The 16,406-nt window shown below is 37.9% G+C and carries 16 protein-coding genes and 1 pseudogene; 1 reads left to right on the top strand and 16 read right to left on the bottom strand.

The features are described from left to right. Positions 1-20: 20 nt before the first annotated feature. From E4O00_RS01560 to eno, 12 genes and pseudogenes are all read right to left on the bottom strand, one after another. On the bottom strand, positions 21-1,058 hold the full coding sequence (locus E4O00_RS01560) for a BMP family ABC transporter substrate-binding protein (protein WP_253678251.1): 1,038 nt from the start codon (positions 1,056-1,058) through the stop codon (positions 21-23). An 846-nt stretch (positions 1,059-1,904) separates the two neighbouring features. After that, positions 1,905-2,657: a hypothetical protein gene (locus E4O00_RS01555; RefSeq protein WP_253678250.1), complete on the bottom strand. Its 753-nt coding sequence runs from the start codon at positions 2,655-2,657 to the stop codon at positions 1,905-1,907. Positions 2,658-2,676: 19 nt separating this feature from the next. Continuing rightward, the gene (locus tag E4O00_RS01550) at positions 2,677-3,279 is read right to left on the bottom strand and encodes a hypothetical protein (RefSeq protein WP_253678249.1); all 603 of its coding nucleotides are present in this window, start codon (positions 3,277-3,279) and stop codon (positions 2,677-2,679) included. A 4-nt stretch (positions 3,280-3,283) separates the two neighbouring features. Next, positions 3,284-3,718 carry a hypothetical protein gene (locus E4O00_RS01545; RefSeq protein WP_253678248.1) on the bottom strand — a complete coding sequence of 145 codons (435 nt, stop codon included), beginning with the start codon at positions 3,716-3,718 and terminating at the stop codon, positions 3,284-3,286. 267 nt (positions 3,719-3,985) lie between these two features. Beyond that, complete coding sequence (locus E4O00_RS01540) at positions 3,986-4,156, bottom strand: hypothetical protein (protein WP_253678247.1); 171 nt, start codon at positions 4,154-4,156, stop codon at positions 3,986-3,988. Then, on the bottom strand, positions 4,143-4,649 hold the full coding sequence (locus E4O00_RS01535) for a hypothetical protein (RefSeq protein ID WP_253678246.1): 507 nt from the start codon (positions 4,647-4,649) through the stop codon (positions 4,143-4,145). The genes E4O00_RS01540 and E4O00_RS01535 overlap by 14 nt, the downstream gene beginning before the upstream one ends. A 421-nt stretch (positions 4,650-5,070) precedes the next feature. Further along, a pseudogene (locus E4O00_RS14080) lies at positions 5,071-5,646 on the bottom strand (RHS repeat domain-containing protein); the annotation flags it as partial. Between the two features lie 124 nt (positions 5,647-5,770). After that, positions 5,771-6,280 (bottom strand): hypothetical protein, encoded by a 510-nt coding sequence (locus E4O00_RS01525; protein WP_253678245.1) that lies wholly within the window; start codon positions 6,278-6,280, stop codon positions 5,771-5,773. 16 nt (positions 6,281-6,296) lie between these two features. Beyond that, entirely contained in the window at positions 6,297-7,028 is a 732-nt protein-coding gene (locus tag E4O00_RS01520) for an MORN repeat-containing protein (protein WP_253678244.1), read from the bottom strand. Positions 7,029-7,209: 181 nt separating this feature from the next. Then, positions 7,210-7,527 carry a hypothetical protein gene (locus E4O00_RS01515; protein WP_253678243.1) on the bottom strand — a complete coding sequence of 106 codons (318 nt, stop codon included), beginning with the start codon at positions 7,525-7,527 and terminating at the stop codon, positions 7,210-7,212. A gap of 15 nt (positions 7,528-7,542) precedes the next feature. After that, on the bottom strand, positions 7,543-8,364 hold the full coding sequence (locus E4O00_RS01510; protein ID WP_253678242.1) for a hypothetical protein: 822 nt from the start codon (positions 8,362-8,364) through the stop codon (positions 7,543-7,545). An 82-nt stretch (positions 8,365-8,446) separates the two neighbouring features. Then, the gene (gene eno, locus E4O00_RS01505) at positions 8,447-9,748 is read right to left on the bottom strand and encodes a phosphopyruvate hydratase (RefSeq protein ID WP_253678241.1); all 1,302 of its coding nucleotides are present in this window, start codon (positions 9,746-9,748) and stop codon (positions 8,447-8,449) included. A 231-nt stretch (positions 9,749-9,979) separates the two neighbouring features. Between eno and fusA the strand changes: the two genes are divergently transcribed. Next, positions 9,980-12,058 (top strand): elongation factor G, encoded by a 2,079-nt coding sequence (gene fusA, locus E4O00_RS01500; protein ID WP_253678240.1) that lies wholly within the window; start codon positions 9,980-9,982, stop codon positions 12,056-12,058. 223 nt (positions 12,059-12,281) lie between these two features. Here fusA and E4O00_RS01495 read toward each other — a convergent pair whose 3' ends face one another. From E4O00_RS01495 to E4O00_RS01480, 4 genes are all read right to left on the bottom strand, one after another. Beyond that, complete coding sequence (locus tag E4O00_RS01495) at positions 12,282-13,289, bottom strand: hypothetical protein (protein ID WP_253678239.1); 1,008 nt, start codon at positions 13,287-13,289, stop codon at positions 12,282-12,284. 188 nt (positions 13,290-13,477) lie between these two features. After that, a complete protein-coding gene (locus tag E4O00_RS01490) occupies positions 13,478-14,686 on the bottom strand; it encodes an SUMF1/EgtB/PvdO family nonheme iron enzyme (RefSeq protein ID WP_371922738.1) in 1,209 nt (402 codons plus the stop codon). Between the two features lie 385 nt (positions 14,687-15,071). Beyond that, entirely contained in the window at positions 15,072-15,782 is a 711-nt protein-coding gene (locus E4O00_RS01485; protein ID WP_253678237.1) for a DNA-binding domain-containing protein, read from the bottom strand. A gap of 58 nt (positions 15,783-15,840) precedes the next feature. Beyond that, positions 15,841-16,302, bottom strand: coding sequence for a hypothetical protein (locus E4O00_RS01480; RefSeq protein ID WP_253678236.1), 462 nt, complete (start codon positions 16,300-16,302; stop codon positions 15,841-15,843). Positions 16,303-16,406: the final 104 nt, after the last annotated feature.

Below are 16,406 nucleotides of genomic sequence, written 5' to 3'. Positions count from 1 at the left end.
CAAAACTCGATTTTAAAAATTTATTTTACCGACAAATCCAAAGAACCGTCAGCTATTTTCTTCAGCATTTCATCTTGTTTTTTTCTGATTTCTTCGGGAACTGTTTGCATATAAATTTCATCATCGGAAATAAAATTTACATAACCTTCTTTGATACCCAAGGTGGAAGGACTTCCTTCTTTTAGCTTTCCGTCGATGAAGTTTAAAATCTGCTCGTAGGCAAGTTTTTGCTGCTTCATTTCGGAACTTGAAATTACATAACCCTTTGCTTTTGCATAGCCGTTATTATCAAACCAAGAAACATAGAAACCTAATTCTTTTGCCGCGGCAAGAACTCCTTGATTTGCACCGCCTGAAATAGGCATTATTACATCAGCTCCGTTTTTATACATTGCACGGGCAAGCTCGGCACCCTTTGCCGCATCATACCAGTTTCCTACAATTTTAAAATCAACGGTAAATTCGGGATCGGCAGCTTTGGCTCCTTCAAGGAAGGCAGGCAAAATTATATTCATCATTGCAGGATATTCTTGCCCCGCTATGAGCCCTATTTTCTTTTTGGGATTTGCAAATTCCATCTTGCTCAAACTTACCAGGGCAGAAATATAGCCTGCTATATAAGCCTGTTCTCTTTGATTGTATCTAAAGGTAGTAATCATGGGGTTCCCTTCGGCATATGCATCCAAAAGCAAAAACTTTTGATTGGGAAATTGCTTTGAAACAGGAGCGATGATGCCGGGCATAGCAGGATTGGAAGAAACAATCAAATCATATTTTCCATCCACAGCTAGGGAAGTAAGCTTCGTACCCCATTCCGCCTGATTGGTGCCGGCTTCCAAAATCTTCAAAGTTACTTTTTTCCCTTTTTCAGCAGAAAAGGCAACAGCTTCTTCTACACCTGCAGCCAACATATCGTAAACAGGACTTTCGGCCCTGACACCGGGAACAAAAACCGCTATACCGATTTCTTTTTCTTTTTGTACATTTTCAGTTTTTGCACATGAAAAAACTATTAAAAGAAAAGAAGCAAACAAAATAAAATTAAGAATCTTTCTCATGGTTGACAATATAACAAAAAAGAGAAGATAGTGCAAGATAGGAAGAGTATTTTTGTAGTTAGAATTTTAAATCTGCATTCATTCCGGTATCCTCCGTACTATCTTATGAATAAATACAGCAACAGCATATGATATTATAAATATAATTATGCCATTGAAGAGAAAAACAGAATAAAAAATAGTACCTAAACTTTCCACCACAAAAAAATATCCTACATCAATAAAAAAAACAATTAAACAGCCAAAAAAATGAGATATAATAAATATTATTAATGAAGTTAAAAAAAAGTATAATCCATTTTTTTGTATATTTAAAAATATAAATAAAACAACCATTATTGGAACAAATACAACTTGCAAAAAATATTTATTATCCCCAACCGAGGTGATAATATAAAAAATCATTAGAACAAGCATAAAAGCCGTTTTACTGCGTATAAAATTCACTACTAAATATCTCCAACCTTATTTTTAATTTTCCAAATTGTCTCTTTTTCTTCCTATAAAAATATAATAATTAGTCCAAAAGAAAATTCATGATATTAATTAGTAATAAATAGTTTTGTTTTCATAACCAAAACCATTTATTTTAACAACGAACAAAAATCAGCTTTCATCAAACATATGATCATATGTCAATATTACAATGCATATTCCAAATTTTTTCATACCTTTTCTCCATTATTAAAATTGATTAGTCAAAATATTTACAATATTTTACTCCTCGCAGTTTATAAAATATTCCTAGCTTCAAAACGACTGCTTAAAGGCCGGTCAATCGCTGTCCGAAAAATGAGATAGTTAGGTTGTGAATACAAATAAGGCTTTATTTTCATAATATTTTTCTCATGTAAGCAAATCATCCGACAACGATGTTTTAAAATAATTTATGTATAGTTTTTTAAAAGCATCTAACTGCTCTTTCGACATTTTTTTTAATACCCCTGAGTTAATTATTCGAATCATTATTTTTTTTTGTTCTTCTTCTTCTAAAGGCGAACTTTCAGTAAACGGAATGACCGGTTTATTTCTTTTAAATTTCTTCCAATTTTCTATTATATGCTCCACATCACGAACATGCATAACCATACTTGACATTTGTAACAATGGATAACTTTTTTCAAAAAATAACCGTTTTTTACTATTGCAAAAACCCAATGTATCATTATAATAGCAATATCCTACACTTACAAGTTCGTCCCAATGTTTTTCAAGACCATTTAATAACCGTATTTGAAATTTATTATGAAAATGTCGATATAAAAGGCTTACAGAACTATCTGCTACCAAGGCTGTAAGCATCAGCCATGAATTTTCTACAGTTTTTTTCATATACCATGACACAACATCAGATGTATAGACTTCATCATATAAAATATAATCACTTAAAACTGATGGAAAAAACGCATTCGGTACTGCACGTGTAGGATATCCATCAACCATTACGATTGGCGTATCTTCCGTAACTTCCATCATTTTATCCGGAGCTTGTATTTTTTTTATAAAATTCTTCATAAAAACTATATTATGATTTTTTAACGGCCTTAATCTTTTTATAACTTCGTTGTATGATCCAAATAATATGCTAGGTATTTTCATTTAAATATTCCTATATTTTTTATAATCTAGTGAATTTAATTCCACATATTGCAAACATATTTTCTTCAAATGTTTTTCCTTCTCCTATTCGATATAAAAGCCGATCCTTTTGTGGAACAAATTGATTAAAATAGTAATATAATTGCTTAGCCCACATATAAGTCTCAGGATTAGCAGTATCTCCATACACAATATTAGCATACTTTTTATTACATATACGCAAATAAAATGGTTGATTCATTCCTCGTATATCAGAATATTTTTTATGATTATTATTCGATATTAACCTTAGATTGATTTGTTTACTAATAATATGAAATTCATCTGAGGTCAATTTACCTATTAAATTATGTTGAGAGTTTGAATTAAAAAAAACAATACACTTTTCATAGTTTTTTGAAGCAACAAAAACAAGGTGCCAATAAAATTTATTATTATTTTCACTGATTCTTGCAGGAACACCTATTTCATAAAATTCCCATATATCATTACTATTAAAATAAGATTTAAAAAAAACATTTGCTTTATCATCATTAGCAATTAAATAAGGAAGATCAAACCCATGTAATACGTCAAAACATAGTATAAACATAATAATAATTAATGAATAATATTTTTTCATCGCATTATTCTCCACATTTCCATTCTTCTTTTAGTAGCATCTTTTGATCGTATAGGAATAATTTCACCACAGTATCATAAGCATGTGTTAATTCATGAGCAATAATTCCGACTGGATATAAGAGCGTACCTAAATCAATATACTTCACATCGGACGAAAAGTAAATATCAGAATCAATCATATAAAAGACTATTCCTTTCCTTGCCATTAAGAATCCCGAACCTTTCTTATAGCTTTTATTATTGCATAAAACATAAAAGTAAACAAGTGTCGGTATAGCGCTTTTCATGGCTTTGCTTTCGCTTCGGTATCTTTCCGCAGAAATTGCTGCGGAAAAATGTACAGCAAAAGCAATTTTTATAAATTGCTTTTGCTCCCTTGCAATCGCTGTCCGAAAGAGATAGGTTAATTGCTTTAATAAACACTCTTTATTTTTCATAAATCAAATTTACAATATTGCAAATATAATACCTTTTAATTATAATTAACTTTCTATAATTTTCAATCCTTCAGGAAACCGATCTAAAATGCATTCTTTAGGAATGCGATAATTATACCAATGCAATATCGAATCATCGTCTTTTTTTCCCATACAGATTCTTTTACAACTACTGTTTTTTTTCTTAAAAAGATTATCGCAATCTACCAATATTTTTATCTCTTCATCAGAAACATCACAATGGGTAAATATTTCTTCCAATACATTTCACGTGCATAAATTATTTAAATACTCATAAATTAAGTATTCTTTTCTAAATGGCATATCTTCACAAGCTTTTTTCCATTTGTTTAAAACATAGGGTAAGCCAAATTTTTTAACTAAAATTAAATATTTACTTTTAGCAATAAAATCATCTACATTCTCAAGAGTTTTCATTACATTGCTTCACCCATTCACGATATATTTTCATTTCAGTACTACCTTCAGAATACCAATTTGGAATTCTTTCAGGAGGAACTCGGTAGTAAAACCAGTATAATTTTGGATCTTCAGGCTCCTTAATACTGTTTCTATTTATCCATACATAAGGAACTTCAACTGTCTTTTTGATAAATATTTTATCTACTTTTTTTATAAATACTTTTACTTTTTTCGTGATTTTACAATTTTGTTCTACATCAAAAATAGAACATCGAATATTTAAATGGTGCAGATAATCATCATGCTGATAATGAAAAGATGTATCATACGGAAGTTTATTAACAATCTCATCCCATTTATTTAATAAATAATTAAAACCTCCAAGCTCAATAAGTTTTTCAGAATGTTTTCCTAATTGTAAGTAATCATTTATTTCTTTACTTATTCTAAAAACTTGGATATCTTCTTTATTGAAAATCTCTTTTAAATGTTTCTCCATTTTTATCATAAAACATCGTTCCTTTACCTTCCGCAGAAGGATTATGAATAATTAATGTGCCGTCAGAACCTAAGTATGCTTTAGCACCGTCTTTTCTACGAATTCCAACTTCAGTATCAGGATCATTTAAGACTTCATCCATTTTATCTTTTATTCCCTGTTTTGTAGGATCATCTAAATTTATTTCAGGACCATGACCGCCATCAAGAGCATGTTGTGCAATTTCATCTTTATCCTTCTCTGGAATATCCCTACTTGCTCCAGGCTCATCTGTTAAAGTTTTTGCCAATTGATATATATCATAAATAGTCCATATGCCAATAATAATCTCGGCTATAGGTAGAGGACCATCGGCAGCTGCAAAAGCAGCTTTAGGTGCTGCCTTTTTAACAGCAAATTTTAAAATTTCTTTAAAAGACAGCTGAGCAGCTACCCTTCCATCCGGATCCACATACTTCACCGGATTATTCCCCGCATAATGATAAACATGCAAATTGACGGTATTAAACACTCCACCCATACCCGGTAAATTCTCGTTATGCTTTTTAGCCTCATCGTCAATGGGAGCTTTGGGTATATAATCATTTAACGCCGGATCGCCACTCAACCACCTACTATACTTCGGATCAAGGTACCTTGCTCCATAGTAGTATAAACCTGTTTCTTCGTCAAGCTCTTTGCCGGTAAACCTAAACGGTAGCTTATCCAATCCAGCTGCAACTTCTTCTATCCAAAGTTCTCCGTAAGGCGTATATTCTATATGCTCATACTGTCTGCCTCGCCAGTCGGTTACGAATTGTGCACTTCCTAAGTGGTCGCTGTGGTAATAATACCTCTTTGCCTTTTGTTCGTCGTTCTCGCCTTGGTTATCCGTGTGCGTCATGGCGGTTACAAGCCGTGAGTTTCCTACAAATATGTGTTTGTGTACTCTTAATCCTTGCGGGTTGTTTTGGTCTTGTGTCGGGATATGTATTGTAAAGAAATTGCGAAAGATGAGATAGTTAGAATGTGGATAAATGTAAGGTTTTGGTTTCATTGTTTTTATATTTATCGTAAAAGTTTTATCAACTAGTTTTTAATTGTATCTCCAATTTTTTTGTTCTCTCCTACAATTAATATCATATTTCTTCCTATAGAAATATAATAATTAGTCCAAAAGAAAATTCATGACGTTCATCAAGGTCTCGCAAATCTAAATACAATAATCTATCTTTTAAATTCCAACACGGTAGCATATCCTTATATAACACCCATCCCTCTCCTTCTACATAACGAGCAACTTCAATTTCATTTAAATGATATGCGCCGTATTTCTTTACCAATGTAGAAGTAATTTTATTTTTGAGATTTTCAGATATTGGTCTACTTTGAGTTCTATCAAAACCAATATATAATCTCTGTTTAAGAAAATCATAGTCTACAGTACAGAATACCTCTGTCCAAAAGGTGCCGTATTTAAATGACTGTACATAATAAGTGCCTGCCTCCCAGAAGCCCCATTTTTTATACAGTTGATATAATTCCTCATATGATTTAATAGATTTAAAATCATAATGTATTGCATCATATAGTATATGATACCTTTCAGTACAAGAACTAAAACTGAGGGAAAGCACTAATAAAAGTATAATCCTCTTCATGCTTTTCAACTCCATTTTAAATTAATTGTTTGCTTTTCTTTTTAATCTTAATTATAAAAACAACATTTAAAATAAATGAAATCAAAAGCAAAATTGTTGTCACATCCAATAACACGGAAGACATTTTATTTTTCCAAATATATTTATAAGGTAATTCTCCATTTGAAAATTTTCCCTGATATATTTTACCGTTTTGTTTTGTCAAAGTTCCAAAGCCGTCAAATTTACCGTTCACAAAATTACCAATATAACTATCACCATTTGAAAATTTATAAACACCGTGGCCTTCAAGTTTTGTATTTACAAAATTACCTGAACGTACAGCCCCGTCATTATATTTGATTTTACCTTTTCCATTTAAAAAACCGTTTTTAAAGATACCTTCAAAAATATTTCCTGTTGATGTTTTTAATACGCCGTTTCCTTCATATATACCGGCATTGACTTCCCCTTCATATGAAGATCCATCACTGTACAAAATAAAAGCTTTACCTATTTGCAATCCATTAAAGTAATTGCCTTTGTAAGTATATGAATTTGTTGTCATTTCGCCATAGCCATGAAACAATCCATTTTGATATTCTCCTTCATACTTATCGCCATTTGGCCATATCTGAACCGCCTTGCCTGAAAACATTCCATCTTTTAAACTACCATGATAAGTTGAACCATCAGGAAGTAACACTTCAACAGCAAATAAAACTATATTTACAATAAACAATATAATCACTATAGTATTTTTTTTCATATTTCACCTACATAATTATAAAATATTTTATATTTTTATTATCACACAAACTACAAAAATAAACAAGCATCAGCATCAAGTTACTTTTAAACATAACCTAGCGCTCTGTGCAGCAATATCGATCCATTTTTTTGACACAATTGCTGGCAGAGGCGTGAGATACTTGGATTTTGAACAAAAATCAGCTTTCATCAAACATATGATCATATTTTTTATACCAAAAATAAGGCAAGACATGGCACCCCATCACATACAAATACAATAAGCCTGTTAAAATCCATAGCACTAACGAAATAAAAGATATAAAATTTGTATAATACCACTGTAAAGCGGACACCTCAACAACTTTCATATCTTCCTTAGCAACTAAATAATAATTACCTTTAATAATCATTGTAGTATTAAAGATGAAATTCTCACAATCACAATATTTATCCATTCTAAGCAAAATTGTAAATATTATAGTCAATATTATAATGCATATTCCAAATTTTTTCATATTTCATTTCCCAAATTAAAAAAAATCAAAATTATACCAATCAATATTAGCCCATCTTTTTTTATCTCCGTTAAGATAAGTACCTTCAAAAATTTTCATATTACCAAATCTAATTTCCAAATACAGTCCTAAAGCATACATATTCATTCCATATAAATCTTTTGATACCCTTTCAAATTCAGAAACTATTTTACTTTCCGCATATTTACAAATTTCGGCTTCTTGAATTTTATCAATTTTAGATTTTGTATCTATCACAACACAAACAACAGACCCTTTCAAAGCTTTAAATATTTTTACATTTTCAATATTCTTGTTTAGAGATTTTAAATCTTTTACAAAATTTTCTACATCAACATTTCCTATAGCTCTATCTCTATCTATATCAATATCAATATTTTCATAATAGTCGAATTCGTTTATTTTAAAATCAAAAGAAGTATACAATAAAATTCTGTTATTTACAAAAATACGCAGTTTAACAATAGTATCGTTTTTAATAAACTTATCAATATCTTCATAAGCGGAAGGATATTTCTTTGATGTTTTAGTTATAACATGAGAAAAATATGTTTGTGTATTTTTAATACTAGTCACATTTACATCTTTCGAAAAATAAAAATTAAAATTAACTATATTTTCAGACACATAAACGGAACATTTTTTTAAATTTTCTATTTTATATAATTCCCAAAAATTACCTTTATCCTCAATGTATATTCTATCTTTTTCATTTGAAAGATCAAAACATTTTTCGGGAACACCATTGTTATGATTTTCAACGGAACAAGAAAAAAGCAATAACAAAATACAAATAAGATAAAAAAGTTTTTTCATACTCTCACAAAAATATTTATTTCCCCATATAATAAAAACCCGGCAAGACCTAAATGGCCCCGCCGGTTAAAACTATCATCTTTTATTTTTTTATCAGGTTTGCAAATGTTGCCATGCCTGCATAGCGGGCGTTATAGCCCAGCTCATCTTCGATCCTCATTAGCTGATTGTATTTTGCTATGCGGTCGCTTCGGCTCATTGACCCGGTTTTAATTTGTCCGGTCTCGAGGGCAACGGCCAGGTCGGCAATAAAGGCATCCTCGGTCTCGCCTGAGCGGTGCGAAATTACGGCAGTGTAGCCGGCCTTTTGAGCCATTCTTACGGCATCGATTGTTTCGGTAACCGTTCCGATTTGGTTGAGCTTTATCAAAATAGAATTGCAAGCTCCTTCTTCAATACCGCGGGCAAGCCTCTTTGTGTTTGTTACAAAAAAGTCGTCGCCTACAATCTGAATCTGGTTTCCCAATTCCTTTGTCATCTTCGCATAGCCTTCCCAATCGTTTTGATCGAGCGGGTCTTCAATAGAAACAATAGGATACTTACTTATCCAATCCTTAAACAAATCTATCATTTGCTCTGCATTTAAAACTTTGGAAGGCTCAGACTTCCAGAACTTGTAGCCCTTTCTATCGCCTGCATCAAAGAGCTCCGAAGAAGCACAGTCCAAGGCAATTACTATATCCTTACCGGGCTTGTAACCGGCCTTTTCGATAGCCTTCATTATGTAGTCCAGAGCTTGAACATTTTCGATGTTGGGAGCAAAACCGCCCTCATCGCCTACAGCCGTAACATGTCCGTCTTTTTTTAGAATATCTTTTAAAGCATGGAAAACCTCAGCAGTCATCCTTATGCCTTCACGGATTGATGGAGCGCCGACGGGCATAATCATATACTCTTGAAAATCTATCTTGTTGTCGGAGTGCCGTCCGCCGTTTATGATATTTGCCATAGGAACAGGCATCTGCATTGCATGAACGCCTCCCAGATAACGGTAAAGCGGCAGGCCTAAGCTGTCGGCAGCGGCGCGTGCTACGGCCATCGAAACACCGAGCATAGCATTTGCGCCGAGCTTGGATTTATTTTCGGTGCCGTCAAGATTGAGAAGCATATTGTCTATCTCGGCCTGATCCAAGGCATCAGCCCCGTCAAGCTCCTCGGCAATAACCGTATTAACTTGGTCAACAGCTTTCAAAACACCCTTTCCCATGTAGCGGCTCTTATCGCCGTCCCTCATTTCCAAAGCCTCATATTCTCCGGTAGAAGCTCCTGAAGGAACACAGGCTCGTCCATAACTAAAATCGCTTAACTGAACCTCAACTTCTACAGTAGGATTTCCCCGCGAATCCAAAATTTCGCGGCCTTCAATATAAATAATATCAGACATATTAACCTCCTTAAGATAAAGCCGATAGTTAATTTTACCCTTATTCCAAAATAAAATCAAGCCGAAAAGAAAAAGTCACACATCCTCTTACGGAATTTAATCTGCTAGTTTAAAATAAAAAATAAGAATAAATTTTCTACATTCTTAACCTTGCATTTTTTAAAAATATAGTGTATCCTTATTCTGTGATTAAATTTTTAAGCTTTTACGCTTTATATAAAAGGAGTTTTTATGGGATTTACAACGGATAAAATCAGAACCATAGCCGTTGCCGGACACGGTCAATCGGGCAAAACCAGTCTTGTGGAACACTTGCTCTATGTTTCGGGCCTTATCGATAAGGCAGAATCGGTAGACTCGGGAAAAACCGTGACGGACTACAGTCAGGAAGAAATCGATCGAAAAATATCTATTTACTCAACCTTAGTTAACTTACAAAAAGACGATAAGCTCATAAACATTTGGGATACTCCCGGAGCTTCTGATTTTATCGGTGAAGTAATCGCAGCCTTCCGCTCATCCGAAGCAGCCCTCATAGTTTTAGACGGAAGATCGGGCGTACAAATCGAAACAATTAAATACTGGCGCGACCTTGACAGAAGAAACAAGCCACGCTTGGTTTTTGCAAATAAGATGGATGAAGGCAGGGCCGACTTCGATAACTGTATAGCCGACGTTAAAAAGCAGTTTCAGGTAGATGTCTTCCCTGTAAGCTTCCCCATGGGCACAGGAGACGATTTTAAGGGCGTTGTAGACGTGCTTCACGGAAAGGCCTATAAAATCGAAGGCGGAAAAGAAGTAGAAACCGAAATTCCTGCCGAATATCAGGATAAGTACAAGGAAGCCCTGGAGGTTTTAGCAGGAGCTGCAGCCGAAGGTGATGAGGAATTACTCGTAAAATTTATAGATGAAGGAGAACTTTCTCCTGAAGAAATCAGCAGAGGTCTTACCTTGGCTATGGCAGATAATAGGATTGTTCCTCTTTTTGCAGGTTCAGCCCTCAATAATTCGGGTCTTACCTCTCTTTTACGCTTTATAAGCGAAATTCTTCCCTCACCGGAAGGTGCCCTCGAAAGAGGAGTTACAAAAGAAGGAGAAGAAATCTCAATCAAACTTGACCCTTCTGCCCCTCTTTCAGCAATCGTAGTAAAAACATCCAACGACCAGTTCTCAGGCAGACTTTCCTATGTAAAGGTTATTACGGGAACCCTCTCAGCCGACTCCGAGGTCTTTAACCTTAGAGAAGAAAAAAAGGAAAGGGTCGGTAAGATTTATAAGATCTTGGGTAAAAAGCTCAGCGAGGTAAAAGAAATTGCCGCAGGAGATGTAGGCGTTTTGGTAAAGCTTGCAAGCACAAAGACAAACGATACCTTGGCTGCCTCTGCCGATGCAGTACCCTTTGTGCGGCTTAGAACACCCGAGCCCATCTACTCTTTGGCCGTTTCGGCAATAGATAAAAAGAATGACGATAAGGTCAGCGAGCAGCTCTTTAGGGCCTGCGAAGAAGATATGACCCTTTCATTCGCATTCAATGCCGAAACAAAGCAAAATGTCCTTTCAGGCATGGGCGACTTACATACAAGTATAGTTTTGGATAAGGTCAAAAAGCAGTCCAAGGTCGAAATCCAAACCTCAATCCCCCGCATTGCCTATCGGGAAACGATTCAGCGCAAATCTCAAGCCGAATATACGCATAAAAAGCAGTCGGGCGGTCACGGACAATTCGGAAGGGTTGTTTTGGCTATCGAACCTCTCCCTAGAGGAGAAAAATACAAGTTTACGAATGCCGTCTTCGGAGGAGCCATCTCCAAGGGCTACATACCCGGTGTAGAAAAAGGCGTTATTGAGGCTATGGAAAAGGGAGTTTCGGCTGGCTACCCCGTAGTGGATGTTGCCGTAACCGTTCTTGACGGTAAAGAGCACCCCGTAGACTCATCCGAAATGGCCTTTAAGATTGCGGCCCGAAATGCCTTTAAGGATGCAATGCGCAATGCAGGCCCCATCCTCCTTGAACCCATTATGAACCTGACCGTATTTGTCGAAAACTCATACCTCGGAGACATAATGAGCGACCTTTCTTCCCGCCGAGGAAGAATACTGGGGCAGTCTTCTCCTGCAAGCGGCATCGAAGAAATCAGAGCCCAAGTTCCACATAAGGAACTTTTGCGCTATGCAATAGACCTCCGCTCAATGACAAGCGGTACCGGCTCCTTTGAAATGTCCTTCGACCACTATGATCCGATATCCGGTAAGATTGCCGATGAGATAATAGCCGAAGCCAAGGCCTTCATGGAAGAACAAGAAGAATAGGCTAAAGCCTAAACAAAAAAAACTCCACGCCGGACAATCCGATGTGGAGTTTTTTATTTAAATAGTTTTTTAGAACCGGAATGTTTTTATTCGTGCGGAGGGTTTAATACCCCGACGCTTGCGTCGGGGTTGTTGATTACGCTTGCTGAGCTGCTTCTAAAAACTCCTGCATGGGCTTTATCAGATTCCGTGACAGCATACTATTTAACTTTTTAATGTAAATTTACAGCAGTGTTAATTCGGATGTTTTTGTTGCTTTTTGCAGTTCGTCGATGAGGATATAGGCTTGCTTCATTACGAAGGCGAAATTTCGCCCGCTGTATGCTTTTTTATCGTTTTTAATCGGGGCTTTGATCGAAACGACTCGGCTTGTGTCTTCTTTTTTTGCCAATACGATATATTTACAGCGTTCGTCGTTCAGCCGGTCGGTATTCGGGTAAATCTTTTTAAATTCCCGCAACCGCTCTATTACTTCTTCCCGTTTACCCATGCAGGTCTTGACACCGGCTTGATCAAGTGCTGCATCGTCGTTTAGTATCAGGCTCTCTACAGAACCGATAATTTCGGGGAAAAGGGGCTGAATACTCTGCTCCGCATAAAAACCCATATACTTTGTAGGCGTAAAATATCTGTTTTCTTGGCAGCGGTAGATGCCATAGTCCTTATAAAATGACCAGGCTTCCCGTGCGGGAACAATGACTGCAGTTTTCTGTTCATCGTTTAAATTTGCGTTCAGTAGGCCTTCTTCTTTAAAGAATACCTGCAGCTCCGAAAGCAAGAAAATCTCGTGCGGTATCATCGTTACTTCTTCTGTTACCGTGTTCAGTATTTCGTATAAAATGTCAAAATTGCACCAGATGATTTTTGAGCCGGATGTTTTGCGTGCAAGCTCCGTTATGTCTTGAGGACAGGATTCGTCGGGCGTTAAAACGATTAGTTTGGCCTCTTTTGAATTGTTAAGATGCCTTTCAAGCTGAGCTCTATAGACGGTATTTTTTTCGATTTTCGTTTCGATGATATAATCGAGCGATGCAAAAATCCGTGCATCCGGTATGGAGTTGCCGTTTTTATATTGATTTTCGAAAGTAATCATTTTAAAATTACTTTCCCCTTCTATGCCTTGGAAAATAGCCGATAGCGTCGGATTGCTCAGCCGTTCCAAAACCGCCAGTATCGTAGAGGTTACTCTGTTTTCGGCGTTATGATATGTTGAAAAAATTGATTTGTTCATAGTATAAAACTCCTTAAATTACAAAAAATTTTCGAGCCGCTAAAGCGGCTGACACAGTGCAGTTTCATCTTTGCTTCAAAAAATGTACTGCACCGCATCTACGCATTTGTGCTTTGGCAGGTGCGCCGTTACGGGCGGCTTACGCTGCGCCCTCCACTGCTTACCCGCCTACGCACAAATGCGTGAACTCAAGGGCACCAAGCCAGGCGGAAGCCAAGAGCGTTGCCCCTGCCGCCAGGACTGTCGTAGCCCCGTACGCCTACAGTGCAGTAGTCCGCGCTGCCGCTCCACCTGCCGCCGCGTGAGACGCGGTGAGAGCCTGACGCGGCCCCTTGAGGATCGGTAACAATACCGCCTTGCATATAAGCAGCATCGTTTGATGCAGGGTCATCCTTATACCAATCAAAACACCATTCCCAGACATTACCGCTCATATCGTGTAACCCGAGTGCATTCGCTCTCCTTTCTCCGACCGGATGAGTTTTTCCTCCTGAATTACCACTATACCACGCAACCTCTCCTGTTTCCGCCGTATTCCAGTCAGCTTTGGCTCCGCTTGCACTGTTTAATTTGGTAAGCCATACATCGCCGTATTGTGCCGCATTTTCAGTATTGCTTCCCTGCCAACGGGCCGCATATTCCCACTCAGCTTCAGTCGGAAGTCTAAAGCCTTTTTTACTCATATCGGCATAGGCGGCATCACAATCAGCTGTTGCCGTCGCATCTTTTAATACAACCGTATGATTGTCCTTTTTGCGGTAGACGCATTCGCCTATTCCTTTTTCTTTTTCCGTATACGCATTACACCACACAATACAGTCCCGCCAACTTACTTCAGTTACAGGTTGCTCTTCGTCATTTCCGGTTCCGGAACTGCCTTTTTGCCCTGCATTGGCAAACTTATATCCGTTTTCAGCTTTTACCGCCCAATCGTAAACTTCTTTCCAAAGTTTGTATGTTACCTCCGTCTTGCCTAGCTTGTAGGGGCTTAATTTTACCTTTCGGCCTGCACGGAATACGCCTTTCCAATAATCTTCATTTCCGGGTAAGGTACTGGTATCCGGCTCTACGCCTACAATGCTGTTTGCAGGAGGGATTATTTTTACAAAGCCGTCGCCTGTATATTCAAAAGAGCCTACAGCGGGCGGCGTGTTCTCAAAGCTCACCTTAACCTCGGCCGCCTTGGTAACAGGAAATGAATAGGAACTGTTTGTGCCGTTTACGGCGTTGCCGTCAAGCGTCCAGCCTTTCACCCTGTAGCCGCCGTGAGCTTTAGCCGTGAATGTTACGGTCTTGCCTTCCTCAACAGTTATTGGGCTTGCCTCTGTTTCGGGGACGCCGTCTGCCTTTGCTTTAAGCGTGCCGTTTGGCGTAGTGCTGTCCACGCTGAATGTTATGGCGTATTTAGTCGGCGGCGTGGGCGGTGTGGCACTGCCCGAACCGCTTCCGCCTGCATTGTTCGGGCAGCCTGTAAAGACCAGTGCCAATATTGCGGCTATGATGAGTGCCGCGGCTCCCTTAACTGTGAAGGCTTTTGCTTTCTTGTTTTTGTTTGAGTTAAATTTTTTCATACATCTTCTCCCTTAAAAATATTATTTGAATTGGATTGAATTGTCCCAATCCAGTAGGACATATTATAGAAATGCATGGGCTTATGTGCCCATGTTGTGTGGGGCTATGCACCCACGATTTACGGGCTTATGCACCCATGACTTACGGGTTTGTGCACCCATATTGTACGGGGCTATGTACCCATACAGTTTGAAGTTACGCACCCGTACTTTATGGTACAACCGTAAGCAGTTTAGCAAAACGGCCTGCCTTTACAGCTTTAAGAGGCTTGCCTCCGCCTGAATGTTTGGAGCGTACTTCGATGTAGTAGGTACCGGCCGCCAAATCAGCAGGGATTATTGCCATAAGACGCGCGGGTTTGTTTTCGGCGATGACGGCAGCACGCACGGGATTTCCCGTTTCGGGCACAAAGAAGATGCCTTGTGCCGTATCTTTGGCATCAAACTTAAGCCGTGCACCTACCAGCTGTACGACTCCGCCTTTGGTCAGTGTTGTGTTTACCGTACCTGTTACGATGTCGGTAACTTCGGTGATGTAGGGGTCGGTGCTTACGCCTTCGGTTTTTTCGCACTTGACTTTGGTAACCGCATCGCGAAGGAGCGTGCCGGCGGTTATGTTCAAGTTTACCGTGTGCCGTTTTTTGTCGAAGCTGTCATTTGCTCCGTCGAATACGCCCGATATGCTCATCGAGGTGTTCATAAGCGGTGTGTTAACGGCCGAGCCGTCTTTGATAAGGCTCGAGCAGACTTCTCCGTAGACTTGCAGCGTTGCCGCCACATCCGCCCTCGTAAGCGTGGTACCTTTTTCCATCATCAAGTCGATAATCTCGTCAAGAGTGTACGAGCGCACGTCGGCCGCCTGCGCCATGTAGTCATCGGGCGCAGGGGTGAGTAAGTTTTCTCGTAAACAATACTTTAACATCTTGTTCTCCTTATATTTTTTAATTTAACCGCGGAGCACGCCAAGGACGCAAGGTGTTTTAAGAAGGCTTTGTAAGGCATTCTTTTATAATCCTTTGCGAAGTTGAGCGAAGCTCAACGCTTTGCGTTCCTTGCGGTTTTTTAAACGGTGTATGAAAAAAGCCCAAGGACAGGAGGCCGGGCTTTGACTGACGGCTTGTCTTTGGGCGTGGTTTGAGTAATTGATATTTATTTGGGCACAGGAACCCCTCAGCTGTGAAGCTGTGAAGCTGTGAAGCTGTGAAGCTGTGAAGCTGTGAAGCTGTGAAGCTGTGAAGCTGTGAAGCTGTGAAGCTGTGAAGCTGTGAAGCTGTGAAGCTGTGAAGCTGTGAAGCTGTGAAGCTGTGAAGCTGTGAAGCTGTGAAGCTGTGAAGCTGTGAATTTTGCCCGATGCGGTACTTTATGTCAAGAGCTTTTTCAAAACTTTTTGTAATTTTTTTATGAGAATGTTTATAACTGCTGTCCGGGCGTTTCCATATCATTGGTATTTAGTATAAACGGTTTTGCTGCATATTGCAAGGCTTTTAGAATAAAGTTGTTTAATTGGTAATGGGCTTGTCACCGTATCAATTACACATTACCAATT

Source organism: Treponema sp. OMZ 788, from assembly GCF_024181245.1.
Classification (GTDB): domain Bacteria; phylum Spirochaetota; class Spirochaetia; order Treponematales; family Treponemataceae; genus Treponema_B.
The sequence above is the reverse complement of the archived record's forward strand: the minus strand, read 5'-3'. Positions and strand labels throughout refer to the sequence as shown.